Raw genomic sequence first — 20,901 nt, 5'->3', positions numbered from 1 at the left:
AAATTGCTGATATATATTGCTTCTTATGTAACTCTTGTTACTGTAAATAATTAAAATCTCACTTAACTTTATAATTCTGGAATAAGAATATGCGGTTATGACCCCCAAATATGATGTAAGACTTCCCTAAACTATTGTATGAAAAATATTTTCTATGGAGAACGAGATGTGATTGGTCTTGCCTGCCATGGAGATGATTGATGAATGAATGTTTTGATGAAAAAAGCCCCGCTTTTAAGCAGGGCTTTCTTTTTATGTAAATTTTATTTTAACCTAATACCTTTCGTTCTCTCATGAAAGGCTGGTCATAATAGCGTTTTCCGGTCGCTTTATATAAGGCATTGGCGACAGCTCCCATGATAGGAGGAAATGGAGGTTCACCCAGTCCGGTAGGATCTATACCATTCTCTACGAAATGAACATCTATAACCTTAGGAGCTTCCCGGTGGCGTATCAATCGGTAAGTGTCAAAGTTCTTATGCTGTGGAACACCATCCTCGAACGTCATCTGGCTATACATAGCATGCCCAATTCCATCTACAGTTCCTCCTTCAACCATATTTTTTGCTGCATCGGGATTTACTACGATTCCGCAGTCTACGGCACAGGTGACTTTATCGATAATAGGTTCGTTATTACTTACACTCATATCCAGGATTTGCGCCACATAGGAATTATGGCAATAATATGCCGATACCCCTCTGCTTATTTCTGAACTTTCCTTACCCCATCCGGCCTTATCTCTCACCAGTTTTAATACTCCTGCATAACGCGAAGCATCGTAATCATTATCTTCACCTACAGGATCGGTTTTTGCTCTTTGCAGCATATCCAGTCTGAACTGTATTGGATCTTTACCCATTTCCTCGGCGAGCTCATCCAGGAAGGATTGTTCAGCTCCGGCAATGAAATTTGATCTTGGCGCCCTGAATGCACCTACCGAAATGTTTGATTCCAGGGTCCAGCTTTCCGCCAGGTAATTATCGATAGCTCCTGCAGGAAAACGATTGGCAAAAAGCGGGCTTTCTGGGATTCCACCGGCATTTACATGAAAACCAGTAAGATTGTTATTTCCATCCAGTGCAGCACGGTATTTTACGTGATAGGCAGGGCGGTAAACACCATTAGTCATATCATCCTCACGGGTATAAACCAGTTTTATCGGTTTTCCCATTTTCTGTGAAATCACGGCAGCTTCTACAAGAAAGTGCCCATAAAGTCTACGGCCAAAACCACCTCCCATCCGCGTCATTTGAATATCGATATTTTCAAGATCGAATCCCAGGCGTTTATTGACACTTTTTTCCGCATATTCCGGCGTTTGAACTGGTCCTAACAGTTCCGCTTTATCTTCTGTTACATTAGCGAAAAAGTTCATTGGCTCCATGCAATTATGGGCCAGGAAAGGACAGGTATAAGAACGTTCTATTACCCTTGATGCATTCTTAAAGGCCTTTTCAGGATCCCCATCGCGCCTCACAACTTCAGATTTTTTAGAACCGACTTCCGCCATCAGAGAGGCATGAAATTTACTGCTCTCCAGTCCACTGGCATCATCCATGCCAAGAGATTTTTCCAAAATCTGAATATCCTTTGTGAGTTCAGGATTAAGGTCCCATTCCACTTTTAATTCTTTTTTAGCCTGCATCACCTGCCAGGTTGATTCCCCAACCACGACTGCCAGTTTCGAAAATGCGGCAACATCGCTCCACTCTTTCTCCATATCTTCAGGATAGGTATCTATGGTGAAAACATCTACTATTCCGGGCATCTCCTTTACTTTTTCGGCGTTCATAGACTTTAACTGCATTCCAAACGCTGGTGGTTGCACCACCATGGCGATAAGCATATCATCTTGGGTAACATCCAGTCCAAATAATGGCTGGCCGGTCACGATCTTTTTAGCATCTACATTCTTACGGGACGTGCCTATAATTTTAAATTTGTCATTATCCTTAAGTTCCACTTCCTCGGGCACCTCTACCTGTGCTGCGGCCTTCGCGATTTCGCCATAACCTATAGAACGGTCACTGTTTTTATGCTGAATGATTCCATTCTCAACGCTTAGTTCAGATACCGGTACTTCCCACTCACTGGCGGCTGCCGTTAACAACATTTGTCTTGCAGTGGCACCAGCCATTCTTAGAGATTCCCAGCCCTGCCTGATAGACTGACTTCCTCCTGCCAGTTGTCGGGTGAAAATATCAGTATTAAGAGGTGCCTGTTCTACGACAACATTGTTCCAGTCTACATCCAGTTCCTCGGCCACGATCATAGGCATGGAAGTCTTAACATTCTGGCCTATTTCAGGATTAGGTGAATAAATGGTCACGACTCCGTTATCTCCTATCTTCAAATACCCGTTCAGTTCAAACCACTCATCGGGCATTTGCATGGCCACTTCATTTTCGGTTGCTTCTTCAGCCCGTTTACACGCCAGCCAGTTAAAACCGATGATCATTCCGCCTCCTGCAATAGAAACGCTTTTTATAAAGGATCTTCTTCCTATTCCTGTTTTTATTTTAGTCATTTTTTCCGGTTTTTAATTAAACTGACGATTAGGCGATATCGGAATCTGAAGCTGTTTTGATAGCAGCTTTAATACGGGTATAAGTACCACACCGGCAGATGTTTCCATTCATAGCCATTTCAATTTCCTCATCACTCGGACTGGGATTTCGTTTCAGCAAGGCGGTTGCCGTCATGATCTGACCTGCCTGACAATAACCACATTGAGGAACATCATGTTCCAGCCAGGCTTTTTGTACCGGATGATCTCCGTCTTCAGATAAGCCTTCGATAGTGGTGATCTTTTTATCCTTTACCGTTGATATTGGTAACTGGCAGGAGCGTATCGCATTCCCATCCAGATGAATAGTACAGGCACCACACTGGGCGATCCCGCAACCGTATTTTGTTCCAACCAGTTTTAAATGGTCTCTTAAGACCCACAACATAGGAGTAGACGGATCTACATCTACATTCTGGCTCTTTCCATTGATGTTGATCTTAAAATTTGCCATGCGAAAAAATTTTTCTAAAAGTTAAGGTTTTTTTTAAAATATAAGCCGACGAAATCGAAGTCTGTAAAGATTTTTTTAATCTTATCTACTCGTTTTTAGTTGTTTATATAAATAAATGGGTTTATTTATTATACTCTTTATTGATGAGCTTAAAATAATCCTCTTTTGTGTCTATATCGAATAACATTGCCCGGGCAGGAAGTGAAATAATGAGATCCTCATTTTCCTGAATGATATTTTTAGCGCCTTCATCTCCTTTCAGATTAATTAATTGCGAAAAGAAATCGTTTGAAAACAGTGCAGGAACCCCGTTTTTCTGTCCATAATTACTCACAATGATTTGCTTTTCATTTTTTCTGAAGGCTTTAAGCATGGAGTTCAGATAACCTGTTGTTATCAAAGGCTGATCGGCCAGCATGACCAGAATACCATCACAATCTTTTTCCTGCTCAAATATCTTATCAACCCCATAGGCCAGGGAAGATCCCATGCCGTCCTGCCAGTCCTTATTGTTCAGAATAATGGCTCCGGTTGGATCAGTGTGTTCTGTAATTGTTTCGAAATTAGCTCCTAAAACGCAGTAAACTTTTCCGGCATTTGAAGCAACAGCTACATCAAAAGAATTTTGAAGCAGGCTTTTACCCCTGAATTTTAAGAGCTGCTTGATTCTCTTCATCCGGGAAGATGAACCGGCCGCGAGAATAAGAATATGAATATTATTCAATTTCTGAATGTATTTTGCCTTTTTCCTCTCTTAGGTGACCTATGTCCTTATTGCGCATCACGGAAAGTATTTCTGAAATGATCGAAACCCCTATCTCCTGTGGAGTCTCGGCTCCAATCTTTATACCGGCCGGACTGTAGATCGAATCAAAGAAATTCTCCTCAAGTTCGGGAGCTCTTTCGAGCAATTCATTAAAAAGCTTCTCTCTTCGTTTAACCGATCCCAAAACACCAATATATGGGAGCTCAAGATCCTTTAACGAGATAAGGAATTTCAGGTCGGTCACATAACTATGGTTCATGAGCACCACAGCCATATTTTTATCGAATGTTAGTTCTGAAAGCTGTTCGGAGAAAAGATGGTACAGATTATTAATGCCGGGGAAATTATCCGGTTTCTTCGGGTCCTTCGGTGAATCCACCACATCCACTTCCCAGCCCATCATTGAGGCGAGGCTGCATAATTGTACCGCATCGTGTTCAGCGCCGATGATCAGGAGTTTAAAAAGAGGAGACATTTCCTGCTCAAATAGCAAACTGACTTCAGCTTCTTTCTGTAATCGCTTCCAAAAACTGATCTTTTCAGAATCCGCAATCTGTGCATGAGTCCCTAAGACAGCTTCAGTTTCGATATTCTTGTCATACTCTGAAATAAGCCTGAACGACTGCCTTGTTCGGAAAATTTCCTCAAAAATATTATGAGTTTTCCTGTCGATCTCAAAAGGCTCCAGAAGTATATAAAGAATCCCTTCGCACCCAAGCCGGTATCTTCCGTCATAGGTCATCATTTTCGGTTTACCTGTTTCAAAGACTTCCTGGGCCTGATGGAAAACCTCTTTCTCTACACATCCTCCGCTTACTGCTCCTGTCATCTTACCTTCTTCAGAAATGAGCATGCGAACACCGGGCTTCCTGTAAGAGGAGCCCTCGAGTGCCACTACACTGGCAAGAACGTTTCGAATATTCTTCTGCCCGTTAAGAAAAGCGACTTCTATTAGTTTCCTGAATTCATGCGTCATGATTTGAAGATAGCTCAATTGGGAAAATCCTGCAAGAAATTTAGATTCGATCCTATTCCAAGTGAATTCCATGCCTATTCTTCCACTTTGGAAATTTCACTAAACGGAAAATTAGATGTAAAGACATAGCTTTTACGAACAGTTTTCTTACATTTAAAATAAAACTGTAATGAAAATTCTTTTTTTCGGTATCACCAGGGATATTGTTGGAGAAACTATGGTTGATGCCAGGGATCTTAAAGAAATTGGTACCGTAGGTGAGCTGCGGGATCTGCTGAATGCAAAATATCCCCGGTTAAAGGACTTATCATCTCTTAATTTTGCGATAAACGAAGAATTAGCTGAAGACTTTGAAGCGATCTCGGTAAATGATGAAATTGCGTTAATTCCCCCGGTTAGTGGAGGTTAATATGGAAAGAATCATTGAACTTGTTGAAGATTTGGATCCGGGGAAGGTTTATGACGAACTTTCTCATCCCGGTAGCGGCGCTATTTGTGTGTTCTTTGGTGCGGTAAGGGAGGCCACTAAAAAAAGAAAGGTCTCACATCTCTTTTTTGAAGCCTATGAAAATATGGCGCTAAAGGAAATGAACAGGATCGCCGATGAGATTGAACAGAAATGGGATCTTAACAAGGTGATCATCAAGCACGCTGTTGGAAATAAAAAAGTACAGGAACCTGTAGTGATCGTTGGTGCATCTTCTGCACACCGGGATAGCAGCTTTGAAGCCTGCAGGTATCTCATTGATACCCTGAAAGAAAAAGTGCCAATCTGGAAAAAGGAATTTTTTGATGATGATGAAGTCTGGGTTAGCGCCCATCCCTAAAGTTGAATTAAATGCTGATAGATAACCATAATCGAAAAATAGATTACCTGCGTCTTGCGGTCACTGACAGATGTAACCTCAGATGCAACTATTGTATGCCTGCTGAAGGGATTAATTTTGCAGACAGTAAGGATCTTTTATCAATTGATGAGCTTTTCCGCCTAAGTAAGGTGCTGGTTGGCCAGGGCATTAGAAAGATAAGGATTACCGGGGGGGAGCCCTTTATGAGGAAGGACCTTATGCAACTCCTTAGAAGGCTCAAAACACTGGATGAACTTGAAGAAATAAGTATCACCACCAACGCTTCTTTAATCGAAAAACATATTCCTGAATTAAAAGCTTTGGGAATTACGAGGATCAATCTTAGCCTGGATGCTATTGAAGAACCCACTTTCAATAAGATAAGCCGGAGGGAGCAGTTCGCGACTGTGTATCAAAATCTTTTAAAACTGATCCAGGAGGGTTTTGATGTTAAGGTGAATTTCATTGTTCTGGACAATCAGAACATTCAGGATATAATTCCAATTATAGAAAGACTCACCAAACATTATCAGGTTTCAGTAAGATTCCTGGAGGAAATGCCTTTTAATGGAGGCAGCAGGAGCTTTCAGAAGATCAAATGGAACCACAGTAAAATATATGAGTATATCGCTTCACATTACGGTGATATCAGTAAACTGGAATCTGAAAAGACTTCCACTTCAGTGAACTACAGGATCAAAGGCTATAAGGGTAGTTTTGGGATCATCCCATCATTCACCCGTAATTTCTGCGGAAGCTGTAACCGTCTCCGGGTCACCGCAACCGGTGATGTGATCACCTGCCTTTACGCGACCGCATCAAAGAACCTGAGAGATATTTTGAGGAATTCACCGGAAGACAGGCCTGTGGAAAATGAGATCCTGGCAGCTATTTCAAACAGGGCAAAAAATGGTTTTGAGGCTGAGGAGCGAAGCACTGATATATATTCAAATTCAATGACGAGCATAGGTGGATAAAAAACTAACTCATATAGATTCGGCTGGAAATCCACGAATGGTGGATGTTTCCGAAAAGGAAGTTACTTCCCGGTATGCAAGGGCATCAGGGAAAGTGATCTTTCCTTCTGAAATTTTTAATGATCTGCAGCAGCAGGATTTTCTAAGTAAAAAAGGGAGCGTAATTCAAACAGCGGTTATTGCGGGAATTCAGGCCGTAAAGAAAACTTCAGATATCATACCTCTCTGCCATCCGCTGAAACTTTCAAAGATAGGTATAGAGATAGAGCCGGGAAATGATTGTCTCGAAATTAGCTGTGAGGTGAAATGTTCTGAAAGAACAGGAGTGGAGATGGAAGCGCTTACCGGGGTTTCTGCTGCAGCGCTAACTATATACGACATGACAAAGGCCCTGAGTCATGAGATTGTGATCTCAGATATTCAACTGGAGAAAAAGACCGGAGGAAAAAAGGATTATGGAAACTAAGTTATACGGCCTGGTACTGGCAGGAGGTAAAAGTTCCAGGATGGGAATGGACAAGGGTGTTTTAAAATACCACGGAAAACCCCAGCGTGATCATTTGTATGAAATGCTTCGGGAGGTTTGTGATGAGGTTTTTTTAAGCGTTCGAAAAGATCAGGAAGGTACAATTCCTGAAAACTTCAGCACAATTGCTGATATGGACGAAGTTCGCGGGCCACAAAATGGAATGCAAAGCGCACATAAAACACATCCGGAAGCTGCGTGGCTGATAGTGGCTACAGATCTGCCTTTACTGAATAAAGAGGCTCTTTTAAAACTGGTTGCAGAAAGGGATAGACAAAAAGTTGCCACGGCTTATGCAGTTTCAGGCTCAGATTTGCCGGAACCTTTATGTGCTATCTGGGAACCCAGAAGTTTTAACCTGGCTAAGGAATTCATCTCAGAAACCGGAAATACCTGTCCGCGTAAATTCCTTATCAATTCTGATATTAAGATCATTCATCCAGAAGATGATCTGGTCTTAATGAATGCCAACGATGAAAAGGATTACAGGGAAGTACAGAAAATATTAAGTGAAACTTGAATGAATCCCGATACATAAGGCAGACCAGGCTTCCTCAATTCGGAAAAGAAGGGCAGGAGAAGCTTTCAAAGGCCAGGGTCCTGGTGATAGGAGCCGGTGGTCTGGGAATCCCTGTTTTGCAATACCTGAATGCCATGGGTGTGGGAACCCTTGGGATCGTTGAAAATGATAAAGTAGACCTGAGCAATCTTCAGCGCCAGGTTATTTATTCTGAAAACGATCTTGGAAAATCGAAGATCGAAGTTATCAGCGCTAAGTTAAAGGCTCAGAACTCCGAGACTAATATTGTCACTTTTGAAACATTTTTCAACAGGGAGAATGCTTCAGAGATTGCCAGGGATTTTGACCTGATTATCGACTGTTCAGATAATTTCACCACACGATACCTGGTTAATGATATTTGTGTGATACAAAAAAAGCCCTTTGTTTATGGAGCTTTACATGACTTTGAAGGCCAGGTGTCTGTTTTCAATTATAAAGATGGACCTACCTACAGATGTCTTTTTCCAAAAATGCCAGAAGCAAACGAGATACCTGATTGCAATACAAATGGTGTTTTAGGGGTTCTTCCGGGAATCATAGGGACTTTTCAGGCTCTGGAAGCAGTAAAGCTCGTAACCGGCATTGGCGAGGTGCTTTCAGGTAAATTATTGATCTATGATGGCCTGCGTCAAAGTATTCATCATATGAAATTCCGGAAGGATACTAAAAACTCTGATATTTCGCAGCTTCAGGATTCCTATCAGGTACCATGTTCTATGGATTCTATAGAGAGTTCGGAATTTGAAAAAATAAGAGCATCAACAGAAATCCAGATCATTGATGTTCGAAGCCCCGAAGAATTTTCAGGTTTCAGCCTGGAGCAGTCGGTCAATATTCCGCTTGATCAGCTTCAAAATAATATTGCTTTTCTGGACAGGGAAAAGGAAATATATCTTATTTGTCAGTCGGGTATGAGAAGCCGGAAGGCGGTGGAAATTTTAAAAGAAAAAAAATTTACGAAGCTGAAAAATGTAGAAGGAGGGATAAATAGTATAAAAAAATATGTCATTGCCGGTAAGTGAATTGCTATTAATAAGTCTTGGATTTTTTGTGATCGCAATTCTGTATTCCTCGATAGGTTTTGGCGGCGGTTCAAGTTACCTGGCCATTCTCACCTTGTTCTTCACCAGCTTTTTTATAATTCGCAGTTCCGGTCTCATTTGCAATCTTGTGGTGGTAACCGGGAGTACCTTCCTGTACTGGAGAAATGGACATTTTAACCTGCGAAAATTCCTGCCCTTTATTATTACAAGTATTCCACTGGCTTTTGTGGGAGCTTTGTTCAAATTAAGGGAGCAGGTCTTTTTCAGTATTCTGGGGGTGGCTCTAATCCTGTCTGCCATCTTTTTGGCCTGGCAAACCTTGAAAAATCCAAAGACTTCAGAAGAGATCAGGGAGTACCATCCTGTTTTAGCTTATATTATAGGAGGTTCCATAGGCTTGCTATCAGGAATGGTAGGGATAGGCGGCGGAATTTTTCTCGCTCCGGTACTCAACCATTTAAAATGGGATAGATCTATTAGCATCGCGGCCCTGGCAAGTTTCTTTATACTGGTGAATTCAGTTTCGGGATTAACGGGGCTGGCTGTAAACCAAACGCTGGAGGTTCCCATGCCTGAGATACTGTTCCTTATGCTCGCTGTTTTTATTGGTGGCCAGATAGGAATAAGACTAAGTATTAAAAGACTTACCAGTAAAGGAATAAAATTAATTACCGCGCTGATGGTCTTTATAGTAGGGGTCAGGGTGCTTTTAGTGAACGGAATAGAAATTTTTTAGATCATGATAAGTTATACGGAAGCTCATAAAATAGTGATTGAAACAGTAAAGGATTTTGGTGAAACCCAGGTCCATATCATGGATAGTATTGGCCGCGTTCTGTCTGAAGATATCCTTGCCGACAGGGATTTCCCTCCGTTTAACCGATCTACAAAAGACGGGATCGCGGTGAATGCTGAACATGTAAAAATAAACAATCCTTTAAGGATTGAAGGCGTGTGTGCGGCCGGTGACCCCCAAAAGAAACTTCAGGATCCCGCTCATTGCCTGGAAATTATGACCGGAGCTGTGCTTCCTCTTAACTGTGATGCAGTTATCATGTATGAAGAAGTTGATATTGAGAATGGCAAAGCAAGGATAAGCAGTAGTCCAAAACCAGAACAGAATATCCATAGAAAAGGAAGTGATCAACAGAAGGATGAGCTGATTCTTGAGAAAGGAGAACAGATCTCATCACAGAATATTGGTATTCTTGCCAGTGTGGGGAAGGAAAGTCTCAGGGTGAAAAAACTTCCGAAGGTTGCGATTATTTCGACCGGAAATGAGCTCGTACCTATAGATCAGGTTCCCGAGATTCACCAGATTAGGACTTCTAACTCTTATACTCTCCAGGCTCTTTTGAAACAACTGAATATTGAAAGTGAATTAATGCATATTCCGGATGAAAAGAAAATCCTTGAGAAGCGAATCCGGGAAGCCCTTCAGGATTTCGATGTTCTCGTCCTTAGCGGCGGAGTCTCAAAGGGAAAATATGATTACCTGCCGGAAATCTTTGAGAAACTATCGGTTCAGAAGAAATTCCACCGGGTGGCCCAGCAGCCGGGTAAGCCATTCTGGTTTGGAATTCACCAGGAATATAAAACACATATTTTCGCTTTTCCAGGAAATCCTGTTAGTACTTATGTGAATTTTCATATTTATTTTAACGACTGGATGGACGCGTGTTTGGGGCAGTCATCAAAAAAATATGAGATCAGGATGAATGATGAGGTAGAAAATCCTACTGATCTTACCAAGTTCCTTCTTGTTTCTGCCAATCATGAAAAAGCTGTTTTGACCGGAGATCTGGTAAACGGGAACGGCTCGGGCGATCTAGTTAGTCTCAGCAAAGCTTCGGGAGTGATAAAAGTTGATAAGCAATCAGCTTTTAAGGTAGGATCTGTTTTTAGTTATATTCCTTTCAGGTGATTATTTCAAAAGGATTCCTTTTTAACCTTAAGGAGTCGCACATTAACTGTAAGTGATCCATTCCGGATTATTTTCAAACCTCTGTTACTTAAATAAATCGTTTATTTCCCTGTTAAATTTTGCAATTGTATTTCTTGTATTCTCGATTCTAAATTTGATATGGACCATTCTAAAGAACGGTTTCAACTAAGATCTCAAATATTTTAAATATCTTATTTAAAAATTCAGTTTGAAGAAATTACTTCTGATATTATTATTTTTTTGGAGCTCATTTATAATTGCTCAACAACAACTCCAATTTCAGAAACTGTCATATGAGGAAGGGGTTAATCAGAGTATTGTCTATGCTATCTCTCAGGATTCCATCGGCAATATATGGATGGCTACTGAAGAGGGAGTTATAAGATATAATTCTAAAAATTCTGAAACATATAATAAATATGACGGATTGCCAGATGAATTTGGAACACGCATCCGGACTATTTTTATTGACTCCGGTAATAAAATCTGGATAGGTGGTGAAAATGGGATCGCTTACTTTGATGAAGGTGAAAATAATTTCAAGAAAATTGAATTATCGGGTAATTTACGCCCTTCCTTAGTCAAATTCTTTGCTGAAGATGAAGATGGAAATCTTTGGGTAGGTTGTTTTAACGGTCTTTGGAAATTAACCCATAATGGCGACAACACAAAGGTGGAAAGGGTTCAGAATCTTCCCAATGTTCAAACTGTTCATTATATAGCCAATAGTATTCTTGCCGGAACAGATTCGGGGCTTTACAAAATAGATACCCAAACCGGAGAAATGGTAAAACTCACCGGCCTTAATAAAGACTATAGTGTGACCGATCTCGCGAGATTGAATGACTCTACCTTTATAATTGGTACCCGTAGCAATGGGATTATACTTACCAAACGCAAAGGAAAAGAAAAAATGCAAGGCTAGGTTGTTTATTTTAAAATGATGAAGGGGCGGTTAAAACTTATTTAACCGTCTTTTCTATTGGAAGCAACACTGGCTGGCCGTATAAAAAATTGACTTTCAGTTTAAATTACTTCTATAGACTAGTGTAAATATTTTCCCTCTGTTTTGGTGATAAAAACTTCTCTAGGCAACTGGAATGGTCATTTAAAAAATCTTCAACTTCTTCAATAAACTCCGAATTTCTTTGTGGTCGATTTACTGTTAAATGAATGGTGATTGAGTCACTTTCCGGAGTAATGCCTGTAGTGACGGTCCAGCAAAGTGCATTAGGACACTCTAATAGAGCAAAGCGTATACCTCCTCTTATCCTGGTTCGGCGTAATGTGAATTCTCCCCATATTCCGCCAATGTATACTTCGTCATCGCCAGGGATATCCAAATTAAAAATGTTAGTACTTATTTCTTCCAGGTTGGAAACCTGCAGAGAATTCTGTAATTCTTCTTCACCTATTTTTACACTGATTTTTCTAAAAAACTCCATGCTCTTATTTATAAATGCATCACTATATTTTATTAGATAAAAATAATGATAATAAATTCAAACAGTAGTATTCGGTTTCCTAAAAGAAGGAAAAATACTTTGATGGTTTTTATACTGAAATTTAACCCATAAGGTGATGCCTTCAGAATTAGAACCTCTTGATTATGTAACACGGTGCCTTTAAACCAGATCTAATTCAATATAATATGGTAAATAATTTAGATGTCTTGGCTTATGAAGGTGATTTTAATAACTTTGATTTTTAATTCATCATTGGCTTTAACTTTCTGGTCCCCTTAAAAGCTTTTGAATACTATATACCATACACAGAATTTTATAATCTAATTTAAGATGAAAAAAAAGCGAAAAATATCTATTAAAGATATTTCTAAGGAGCTGGGGATCTCTACTACAACTATCTCATTTATTATTAATAATAAAGCGAAAAACAGGATAAGTAAGGAAGTTATCGAGAAGGTTGAGGATTATATCGAAAAGGTGGGTTATAAACCAAATACTACTGCTCAAACTCTTAGAACCGGTAAATCCAAGACTATAGTTTTCATGGCCGAGGATATTTCTGACCCGTTTTTTTCAGCTATAGCCAAGGAGATGGAAGAAATTGCTTTTGAAAATGGGTATAAGATCATCTACTGTAGTACCGAAAATAAAAAAGAAAGGGCACTGGAGTTACTTGATCTTTTTAAGGATAGACAGGTAGATGCCTTTATTATTACTCCGCCGGAGGGATTCAAAGATGAAATGGAAAAACTTATCAGAGAGAATAAACAGGCGGTTATGGTATTTGACAGGTATTATGACGATTTTGAGCATAATTATGTGGTTTTGGACAATCTGGCAAGTTCAACGCGGGCCACAAGATATCTTCTGGATAACGGATTTCAGAATGTTGGATTTGTAGGACTTAAATCTGATATTTCCCCAACTCTTGAAAGACTTCAGGGTTATCAGCAGGTGATGGCAGAAAATGGCCAGAAAGACCGCTCTGTACTTATTCCATTCGATGAAGTAAAAACCCTGACAGGCAGAAAGAAGATTTATGATTTTATTAAAAGGAATCCACAAATAGACTCCTTGTTATTTGCTACTAACAGCCTTGCTATAAGCGGGCTTAAGACCCTAAAGGAAATGTCTCTTAAAATCCCGGAGGATGTCTCGGTACTTACTTTTGACGACCGCGATCTTTTTGAGCTGTATTCGCCACCTATTAGTGTTATATCACAACCGGTTAGTCAATTGGCCAATGAACTTATTAAGGGAACCTTAAATTTGCTGGAAAGCGATTTTAAAGAATCTTCTAAATTTCGGAAAGTTTTGAAGGGACAATTGATAGAAAGAATTTCCTCTAGTCGTGTTTCTGAGAATAATTCAATTTAAACCCTTTTTTTTGCTTTTCCTTTAAATTTTAAGAATAATTCTCTACCAGAATAGTTTGGTAAATAGGAACATGATATCTATATTAGCCCTCAAGTAAATCGTTTTACTAAATCGATTTAGTAAAACGATTTACCAAGATGTAAAAAATTAAACTAACACTTAAGCTGATTTTCAACTCTAAATCAAGAAGAATGACTGTTTACCGAACCTTTTATTTGTTATTTATCGGAGTTATAATTTTGGGAGGATCGTATTCAGGATTGGCTCAGGATCTAAATCTGGAAGTTTCCGGGAATGAGCAGTCAGGGTATTCTGTAAATGTACTTGACGGAGAGGAGCTATTAGTTGTTGCTGACGGAGAATTCTCTCTGAAGCTTTCCAACCTTGACTTAAGTGTCCAGCATGAAATAAAGAATTTTAGAGCTTCATCTTTTAATAAGTCAGAAACCGGAATCAGTCTTCAAAAAGATATTTATCTGGATAGATTTGATTCAAACTTATCAGTCGAGGTAGAATATGACCGGATAAGTCCGAATCTTATAAAAAAGACAATACGGCTATTTCAGCCTTCCATTCCCACTCTTTACTATAGTCTTGGCGTTAAGAATATTCCCGCAAAGCGGCCGGAACGTTACATAACTTTTGAGCATGGGAATTTCCCCGGCGGCCTTGTTCACGAATTATATCCTTCAGCAGGTTTTATAACCCCTCAGGGAAATGTAGTTGGGTTTTTAACAGATCCGGGCTATAAGAATCATTTTACCAGAACCACCCGTAGACGCTTTAGTGGACGTGGAGGAGGAATGATTGGGATGAGGGTTCTCCCTGATGTACGTCTTCTTTCCGTTGCCACTCAGGAAGAACAAAACTCCGGAAATGACTATATACAGTACACTTTCGGGGAAATGGATGTTCTTGACAGGGGAACGGTTAAAGAGCTTGACCTTCCTGAAGACTTCAGGAAAGTAGGTAATCTTGAGATTGAGAGAAAAGACAGTATAACAGAACTGAATTTTAAAGACAATAGCAAAGCGGGAATGGAACTAATAACGCCTATGAGGGACCAGAAGGTGTATACTGTTTCATTCCTCGCTAAAGCTAATGCTCCTGTTTCCCTGAAATTATACAGGGTAAAAAATGGGGAAAGGACAAAAGAACTGGAACACGGCATCAAGTATATTGATAATTTTCCGGTAAATACCAAAGAATGGACCCGGTTTAAAGGAAGCGTTTTGGTACCCTATATCGATAAGGACAGCATTATGATGTTCATAGGTGTCAATAATCCGGAAAATGGTTCTTTAAAGTTGAAAGATCTGAGAATAGAGGAAAACCACCCATTTGAAAGACCTTATAATAGGCTGACTTTAGGTGAACCCATAGAAAAGGTTACTTATATTTTTTCTGAGCCCTGGAAAGACCAGAAACAATTTAAAATTTCCACAAAAACAAGGCTTGCTGAAGGAATGGGTTTTCAGGGGTCTGAAATTGAAAAGATGCTATACGCAAATTTCCAGATGATGACCTGGATTACTTCCGTGGATGATTTCACCGCTTTTAATGTGCCTAATATGAATTATTCGCCGGATATGTATAACAGGGATTCATTTTGGTCCGTTATTTCAACCTATAACAAAGAACTCAATATTTCCATCTGGAATCAATGGGCCAGAACCCAGACGCCACGTGGTGCTATTGGTACTATTATCACGCCTTATATGGGGTCGGTAGAAGCCAAGGATAATGAAGCAACTATAGAATGGCTTATTTGGGGATTGCTCAATAAAAGGCGGTTTGGCATGGAGTTGCCACAGGAAAAGATAAAACTTGCCGCAGAGTATATCCTGAATGAATTTGATGAAGACCGCGATGCAGTTTGTGCTTCCCATTTTTCAATGAGCCAGATAGATGTCATGGAATACCATCCTAAAACCCAGCGAATGGCTGCAAACCAGGGAATGTTTGCTGTAGCACTCAAGACCATTAAAGCCTTGGGAGTAGAGATAGATGAAGATTATGTAGCAAAGGCGGAAAAGGAATATTTAAATTTTTACGATCCTGAGAGAAAGCATCTATTATTCGATACAGATTACCCCGACCTAATAAGTTTTACCGACCTGATTCCGGAATTTCTTTCACTCTGGGTCTTTAATGAACCAATGCTCACCGATGAGATGGTGCAAAACCACTTGGATCAGATCCCGGCACTGAATAAAACTGATGAAGCTCCTTATCCTGAAATGGGAACTACAGCACCTATTTGTATAAGGCTAACAAATGATGCCAGTGGCTATGCCTATATGGATGAAAACTACCAGCCATTTGGTGAGTTTGGAAAGAACAGTTACGGAAACCATGCCCGGGATGGTTATTACTATAATGGAGGCAGCTGGTTGAGGGCCGAATATACCGCTTATGTTACCGGTCTTAAACACGGCTGGGAAAAGGCAGAAAAACGAATGAAGAACCGCTTATGGGCGGAGATTCATCTGAATCCATACTGGCCCTACAGCAAAGAATTTATCCCAACTAAATGGAACAATTATGAAGAATGGTGGGATTCCACACGAGGGTTAAGCTGGAATGTATTCGTATTGATGGCAAATGAATTTGCCGGACTTCGTGAGCCCGAAATGGATCCCGATTACAGGAAACAGTAGTTTTAATTTTTTCCAGAAGTAAAACGAAGAACTGTCTGTTTAACCTGGAAATCCTGATAAAATTTTTAATAAGAATTTAATAAATGAATGGCATGAAAAAAATCAACTCTATTACTAATCTTTTGAAAGGTCTATTATGATGAAAAAAAATACGATTTTCAGCCTGTTGATGATTTGGGCTGTATGTACGGGAGGCGCAGTTTATGCGCAGACGGTTACAGGTGTAATTACTGATTCCAGTGGTGCTTTACCAGGCGTTTCGGTAGTTGAAAAAGGAACCTCGAACGGTACCGTTTCAGATTTTAACGGGGAATATTCCATTGAAGTTTCCGGCAGTGATGCGGTGCTGGTATATTCCTATGTAGGATACCAGACTTTTGAAGCCGAAGTACAGGGGCGTAACAATATAGATGTGACTCTGCAGGAAGACATTTCCCAGCTTGATGAGCTTGTGGTTGTAGGTTATAAATCCCAGAAAGAGTCCACTATTACAGGAGCAATTTCTTCTGTAGATATCGACAAATTAGAATCCAGAAGGGTTTCTGAAGTAACACAGGCACTGCAGGGGCAGGTAGCCGGGGTAAATATTACTCAAAGCACAGGTGCTCCCGGAGATGAGGTCGAAGTACGAATTCGAGGTAATGGTACTATCGGGAATAACAATCCGCTTTATATTATTGACGGAATTCCAAGCCGTGAAATATCTTTCCTGAATCCTTCAGATATACAGTCGATGACTGTCCTTAAGGATGCTGCCGCTGCTTCTATCTATGGATCACGTGCCGCCGGCGGGGTGATCGTTATCAAGACCAAAGAAGGTAAACAGGGAGGACAGTTTAAAGTTGATTATTTTGGAGGAATCCAAAAGGTGATCAACCTTCCAAATATGCTTAATACCGAGCAGTATATGCAAACCGTAGAACAGGCTTGGGATAATGCAGGATATGATGGAACAAATCCTTATACCGAAGACATTGGCCGTTCAGACTTTGGAGATGTAGATTACCTTGACGAATTATTCGAATTAGGAAAAACTCATAGCCTGAATGTTTCGGTCTCAGGAGGAAACGAAAAGACCAACTACATGATATCTGGAGGTTACTTTGGCCAGGATGGAACCGTAGTTTATGATAACGATAAATTCAGAAAACTGAATTTCCGTACCAATATCAGTTCACAGGTGCTGGAGCGTATGAAGGTAGGTGCCAATGTTCAGATATCTTATAATACTCAGGACAGGATTTCTTCTAAAGGAGATGCGCCGGGAATCATAAGACACGCGTTTTTACGTCCGCCTAACATCCCTGTATTTAAAGACCCTTCAGATCCAACTTATACCGAAGAAGATCCTTTTACCGATCTTCCATTTTACCAGGGACCGGACAATTATGAAAGCAGTAAATATGAATACAGCCAGAACCCGATAGCTTTGGCCTATTTTACCGATGATGAAACTTCAACTTTCAAGACTTTCGGAAATGTCTATGGAGAGTATGATATTTTTAAAGATAAATCACTAAGATTTAAGACCAATCTGGGTGCTGATCTTAACTTCTTCCACTCAAAAGCATTTAACAGAAATTTTGGTGATGATGATGGGAATGGAGCAGCTATAGACCAGGGACTGGGTAGACAAAATCGACCTAGTTCCCTGTCCGAAGCAAGAGGTCAGGACTTTACGATTACCTGGAACAACAGTCTTCATTTTGATAAGGAATTTGATGAACATTCCATAAGTGCACTTTTAGGTACAGAATTTATTGTTAATGAATCCTCAAACCTTAGTGCTTCAAGGTTAAGATTCGATTTCACCGATCCTAACTTCAGATATCTTGATTTTGGTGGAACAGATCGTGACCTTTGGAATGGAGGACTCGCTGAAGAATGGGCTCTGTTCTCTTATTTCGCTTCAACTACGTATGTGTACGGTGACAGATATATGCTAACTGCCAATTTAAGAGCAGATGCTTCTTCCCGTTTTGCAGAAGATAATAAATGGGGTTATTTCCCATCAGTCTCAGCGGGATGGATGATCACTGAAGAAGAATTTATGGAGGACACAGATTGGCTTTCAGAATTGAAACTTAGAGGAAGCTGGGGGCAATTGGGTAACCAGGAAATTCCAAACTATGCATATCTTACCCTTTACAGAAGGGATGCCGACAGATATCTAATAAGCAGATATGGTAATCCTGATCTTAAATGGGAAACTACCACCCAGGCTAATATTGGTATTGATTTTGGACTGTATAAGAACAGATTATATGGTAGTGCAGATTATTTCAAAAAGAATACTGCAGATATTTTATTGCCAATTTCCCTTCCGCAGTTTGTTGGAGATGTTTCACCAACTTATCTGAATGCCGGAGAAGTGGAGAACAGTGGATTTGAATTTGCCCTTTCATACAGGAATTATGATAATCCCCTTGGCTTCGAGATCAGTGCAAATATGGCCACACTTAAAAATGAAGTACAGTCCCTACATCCCAACCTGCCTTATTTGAATGGAAGGGTAACAAGAACTCAGCCTGGGAATCCTTTGAACGCTTACTACGGTTTTGTTCAGGAAGGAATTTACCAGAACCAGGCCGAAGTAAATGAGCATTTGTCTGGAACCGCCAACCCGCCTCAACAACCAGGGGATATCAAGTTTAAGGATCTTGATGGAAACGGAATCATTAATGATAATGACCGTGATTTCATAGGTAATCCTAATCCCAAGCTAAGCTACGGAATGAACTTTAACCTGAATTATAAGGCTTTTGATTTCAGTCTTTTATTACAGGGTGTAGATGATGTTGACAGGTACAATGATCTTAAAAAGATCATAGATTATGATACACGTCCATTTAATTATTCAGACAGAGTGTTAGGAGCATGGGATGGAGAAGGCTCTACCAACACCATTCCAAGGGTGAGCTTTAGTGACAACGGAAGTAGTAAGGTGTCTGATATTTTTGTAGAAGATGCTTCTTACCTGCGACTTAAGAATGTGGAGTTAGGATACAGCCTTGATTCTGATAAATTATCGGGTCTTGGAAATATCAGATTATATGTTTCAGGACAGAATCTGCTAACATTTACAGATTACTCCGGTCTTGACCCTGAGTCTACAGACCTGATAGATATGGGAACTTACCCCCAATCTTTAACCCTGTTGTTTGGTGTAAATGCAAGATTCTAATCGCTTTAATCAGTAACAAAAAATTGAATACAATGAGACATATTCCTAAAATATTAATAATTGCTTCAGCCGTATTTATTGCGGGCTGTGACTCCTATCTTGAGAAAGATCCAATAGGATTGATCACGCAAGAACAGATCAATGCCGAACCAACGGTATCTTCTGTGACCTCAAGTGTAAACTCTACGTATCAAACTCTTTCCAGTACCCTGAATATCATTGGGGAGTGGAACTGGGATGATGCTACCGTTTTAAGAAATGATTTTATTCTTCAGGATATAGCTTCTGGAGATATGAATAAGAAATGGAACCCAGATGGTGACCAGGCCTGGATGGATCAGATCGCTGCCTTTAATTTCACTTCCATGAATGGGGCCTTTAATGGGCAGTGGAGTTATGATTATGAAGGTATTGCAAGGGCTAATCAGGCCATAAATATCCTGAAACAGGATGAGGTAATAGCTAATCTTGATATGGATGCCGCTACCAGGGACAGATTACTTGGAGAGGCGTATTTCCTGAGAGCTTTCTATTATTTCGATCTGGTTAATAATTTTGGAGATGTACCTTTATTGACTGAACCATTGGAGAATTTCTCTGAAGCCTATGAGGTGACTACAAGAACGCCCAAAGATGAGGTTATAGAATTTATAAAGTCTGATCTTGATCTGGCGGTTTCCATGCTTCCACAGCAAAAATATTCCAGCGCTTCAGAGCCCTGGAGAGTTTCTATTGGGGCGGCAAAGTCTATGCAGGCTAAAATAGCTTTGTATAATGAAGACTGGAATAGTGTAATATCTTATGTGGATGAACTTCAGTCCTGGGGCTTTTATTCGCTGAACGATAATTATTTTGATTCTTTTGATGTGACAAAAGAATTCAATGAAAATGAAGTGATCTTTGCCTATGACCATGAGCAGGGAGTGAACCCGAGCAAAGGTAATGGTCTTGCTGCATTAATGGGATGGGGCTTTGTAGCACCTTCTGAAGATTTTATAGCTGCATTTGAAGAGAACGACCCGAGATTAGGTTATACCGTAGATGTGGAGGCTCAGGAAGTACACAAGTTATTAGGTTCTACCGATGGAGCTTTTAAAGGAAATGCCGATTCTCCCGGGAACAAGGTTTATATAAGGTATGCAGATGTATTGCTTTGGAAAGCTGAAGCTCTTATCCAGCTTGGAGAGGTGGAAGAAGGCCTTGCCATAGTTGATCAAATAAGGGAAAGAGCAAGGAATACTCAATCTGTAGACGGAAGTGAGACTCCGGCTGATGCACTGCCTCCGTATTCCGGACAGGGCTTGTCCCAGTCAGAAGCCATGGCAGCACTTATGCATGAGAGAAGAGTGGAACTTGGTTTTGAATCCCAGAGATTTATGGACCTTAAAAGATGGCAGATTGCCAAGGAGGTACTTACCGAACTAGGAAAGAATTTCCAGGATTTCAATTACCTGTACCCAATTCCACAGGGAGAGATCGATAAATCGGGAGGACAGATATCACAGAATCCCGGATACTAAAAAATCAACAAATCCGGCTACTCTCGGG

At 40.3% G+C, this 20,901-nt stretch carries 18 protein-coding genes; 13 read left to right on the top strand and 5 right to left on the bottom strand.

Annotated elements, in window-relative coordinates; all coding sequences use genetic code 11:
* Nucleotides 1-268: 268 nt before the first annotated feature.
* From LU635_RS09560 to LU635_RS09545, 4 genes are all read right to left on the bottom strand, one after another.
* On the bottom strand, nt 269-2,530 hold the full coding sequence (locus LU635_RS09560; protein ID WP_240098537.1) for a xanthine dehydrogenase family protein molybdopterin-binding subunit: 2,262 nt from the start codon (nt 2,528-2,530) through the stop codon (nt 269-271).
* A gap of 28 nt (nt 2,531-2,558) precedes the next feature.
* Nucleotides 2,559-3,023, bottom strand: a complete 465-nt coding sequence (locus tag LU635_RS09555; RefSeq protein ID WP_240098536.1) for a (2Fe-2S)-binding protein — start codon at nt 3,021-3,023, stop codon at nt 2,559-2,561.
* Between the two features lie 121 nt (nt 3,024-3,144).
* A complete protein-coding gene (locus tag LU635_RS09550; RefSeq protein WP_255749789.1) occupies nt 3,145-3,747 on the bottom strand; it encodes a nucleotidyltransferase family protein in 603 nt (200 codons plus the stop codon).
* A complete protein-coding gene (locus tag LU635_RS09545) occupies nt 3,740-4,837 on the bottom strand; it encodes an XdhC family protein (protein ID WP_341482122.1) in 1,098 nt (365 codons plus the stop codon). Before LU635_RS09545 ends, LU635_RS09550 begins: the two co-directional genes overlap by 8 nt.
* A gap of 97 nt (nt 4,838-4,934) precedes the next feature.
* On the opposite strand from LU635_RS09545, the gene LU635_RS09540 reads away from it, so the two are divergent.
* The 9 genes from LU635_RS09540 to LU635_RS09500 all read left to right on the top strand — a co-directional run bounded on the left by LU635_RS09540 (nt 4,935) and on the right by LU635_RS09500 (nt 11,591).
* Nucleotides 4,935-5,174: a MoaD/ThiS family protein gene (locus tag LU635_RS09540; protein ID WP_240098534.1), complete on the top strand. Its 240-nt coding sequence runs from the start codon at nt 4,935-4,937 to the stop codon at nt 5,172-5,174.
* Nucleotide 5,175: 1 nt separating this feature from the next.
* Nucleotides 5,176-5,592, top strand: coding sequence for a molybdenum cofactor biosynthesis protein MoaE (locus LU635_RS09535; protein WP_240098533.1), 417 nt, complete (start codon nt 5,176-5,178; stop codon nt 5,590-5,592).
* A gap of 11 nt (nt 5,593-5,603) precedes the next feature.
* On the top strand, nt 5,604-6,590 hold the full coding sequence (gene moaA / locus LU635_RS09530) for a GTP 3',8-cyclase MoaA (RefSeq protein ID WP_240098532.1): 987 nt from the start codon (nt 5,604-5,606) through the stop codon (nt 6,588-6,590).
* Entirely contained in the window at nt 6,583-7,056 is a 474-nt protein-coding gene (moaC, locus tag LU635_RS09525) for a cyclic pyranopterin monophosphate synthase MoaC (RefSeq protein ID WP_240098531.1), read from the top strand. Before moaA ends, moaC begins: the two co-directional genes overlap by 8 nt.
* Entirely contained in the window at nt 7,046-7,636 is a 591-nt protein-coding gene (locus tag LU635_RS09520) for an NTP transferase domain-containing protein (RefSeq protein ID WP_240098529.1), read from the top strand. The genes moaC and LU635_RS09520 overlap by 11 nt, the downstream gene beginning before the upstream one ends.
* On the top strand, nt 7,633-8,700 hold the full coding sequence (gene moeB / locus LU635_RS09515; RefSeq protein WP_240098527.1) for a HesA/MoeB/ThiF family protein: 1,068 nt from the start codon (nt 7,633-7,635) through the stop codon (nt 8,698-8,700). The genes LU635_RS09520 and moeB overlap by 4 nt, the downstream gene beginning before the upstream one ends.
* A complete protein-coding gene (locus tag LU635_RS09510; protein ID WP_240098526.1) occupies nt 8,681-9,457 on the top strand; it encodes a sulfite exporter TauE/SafE family protein in 777 nt (258 codons plus the stop codon). The genes moeB and LU635_RS09510 overlap by 20 nt, the downstream gene beginning before the upstream one ends.
* A 3-nt stretch (nt 9,458-9,460) precedes the next feature.
* Nucleotides 9,461-10,645 (top strand): molybdopterin molybdotransferase MoeA, encoded by a 1,185-nt coding sequence (locus tag LU635_RS09505; RefSeq protein WP_240098524.1) that lies wholly within the window; start codon nt 9,461-9,463, stop codon nt 10,643-10,645.
* A 229-nt stretch (nt 10,646-10,874) separates the two neighbouring features.
* The gene (locus LU635_RS09500; RefSeq protein WP_240098523.1) at nt 10,875-11,591 is read left to right on the top strand and encodes a ligand-binding sensor domain-containing protein; all 717 of its coding nucleotides are present in this window, start codon (nt 10,875-10,877) and stop codon (nt 11,589-11,591) included.
* Nucleotides 11,592-11,703: 112 nt separating this feature from the next.
* Here the strand turns inward: LU635_RS09500 and LU635_RS09495 are convergent, their stop codons facing one another.
* Nucleotides 11,704-12,111: a hypothetical protein gene (locus LU635_RS09495; protein ID WP_240098521.1), complete on the bottom strand. Its 408-nt coding sequence runs from the start codon at nt 12,109-12,111 to the stop codon at nt 11,704-11,706.
* A 351-nt stretch (nt 12,112-12,462) separates the two neighbouring features.
* On the opposite strand from LU635_RS09495, the gene LU635_RS09490 reads away from it, so the two are divergent.
* The 4 genes from LU635_RS09490 (at nt 12,463) to LU635_RS09475 (ending at nt 20,873) form a co-directional block, all read left to right on the top strand.
* Nucleotides 12,463-13,509: a LacI family DNA-binding transcriptional regulator gene (locus LU635_RS09490; RefSeq protein ID WP_240098519.1), complete on the top strand. Its 1,047-nt coding sequence runs from the start codon at nt 12,463-12,465 to the stop codon at nt 13,507-13,509.
* A 191-nt stretch (nt 13,510-13,700) separates the two neighbouring features.
* Nucleotides 13,701-16,169, top strand: a complete 2,469-nt coding sequence (locus tag LU635_RS09485) for a carbohydrate binding domain-containing protein (RefSeq protein ID WP_240098517.1) — start codon at nt 13,701-13,703, stop codon at nt 16,167-16,169.
* Nucleotides 16,170-16,305: 136 nt separating this feature from the next.
* A complete protein-coding gene (locus LU635_RS09480) occupies nt 16,306-19,353 on the top strand; it encodes a SusC/RagA family TonB-linked outer membrane protein (protein WP_240098515.1) in 3,048 nt (1,015 codons plus the stop codon).
* Between the two features lie 32 nt (nt 19,354-19,385).
* A complete protein-coding gene (locus LU635_RS09475) occupies nt 19,386-20,873 on the top strand; it encodes a RagB/SusD family nutrient uptake outer membrane protein (RefSeq protein WP_240098513.1) in 1,488 nt (495 codons plus the stop codon).
* Nucleotides 20,874-20,901: the final 28 nt, after the last annotated feature.

The organism is Christiangramia crocea (assembly GCF_022410465.1).
Taxonomy (GTDB): domain Bacteria; phylum Bacteroidota; class Bacteroidia; order Flavobacteriales; family Flavobacteriaceae; genus Christiangramia; species Christiangramia crocea.
Note: the sequence above shows the minus strand (reverse complement) of the source record. Positions and strands in the feature narration are given on the sequence as shown.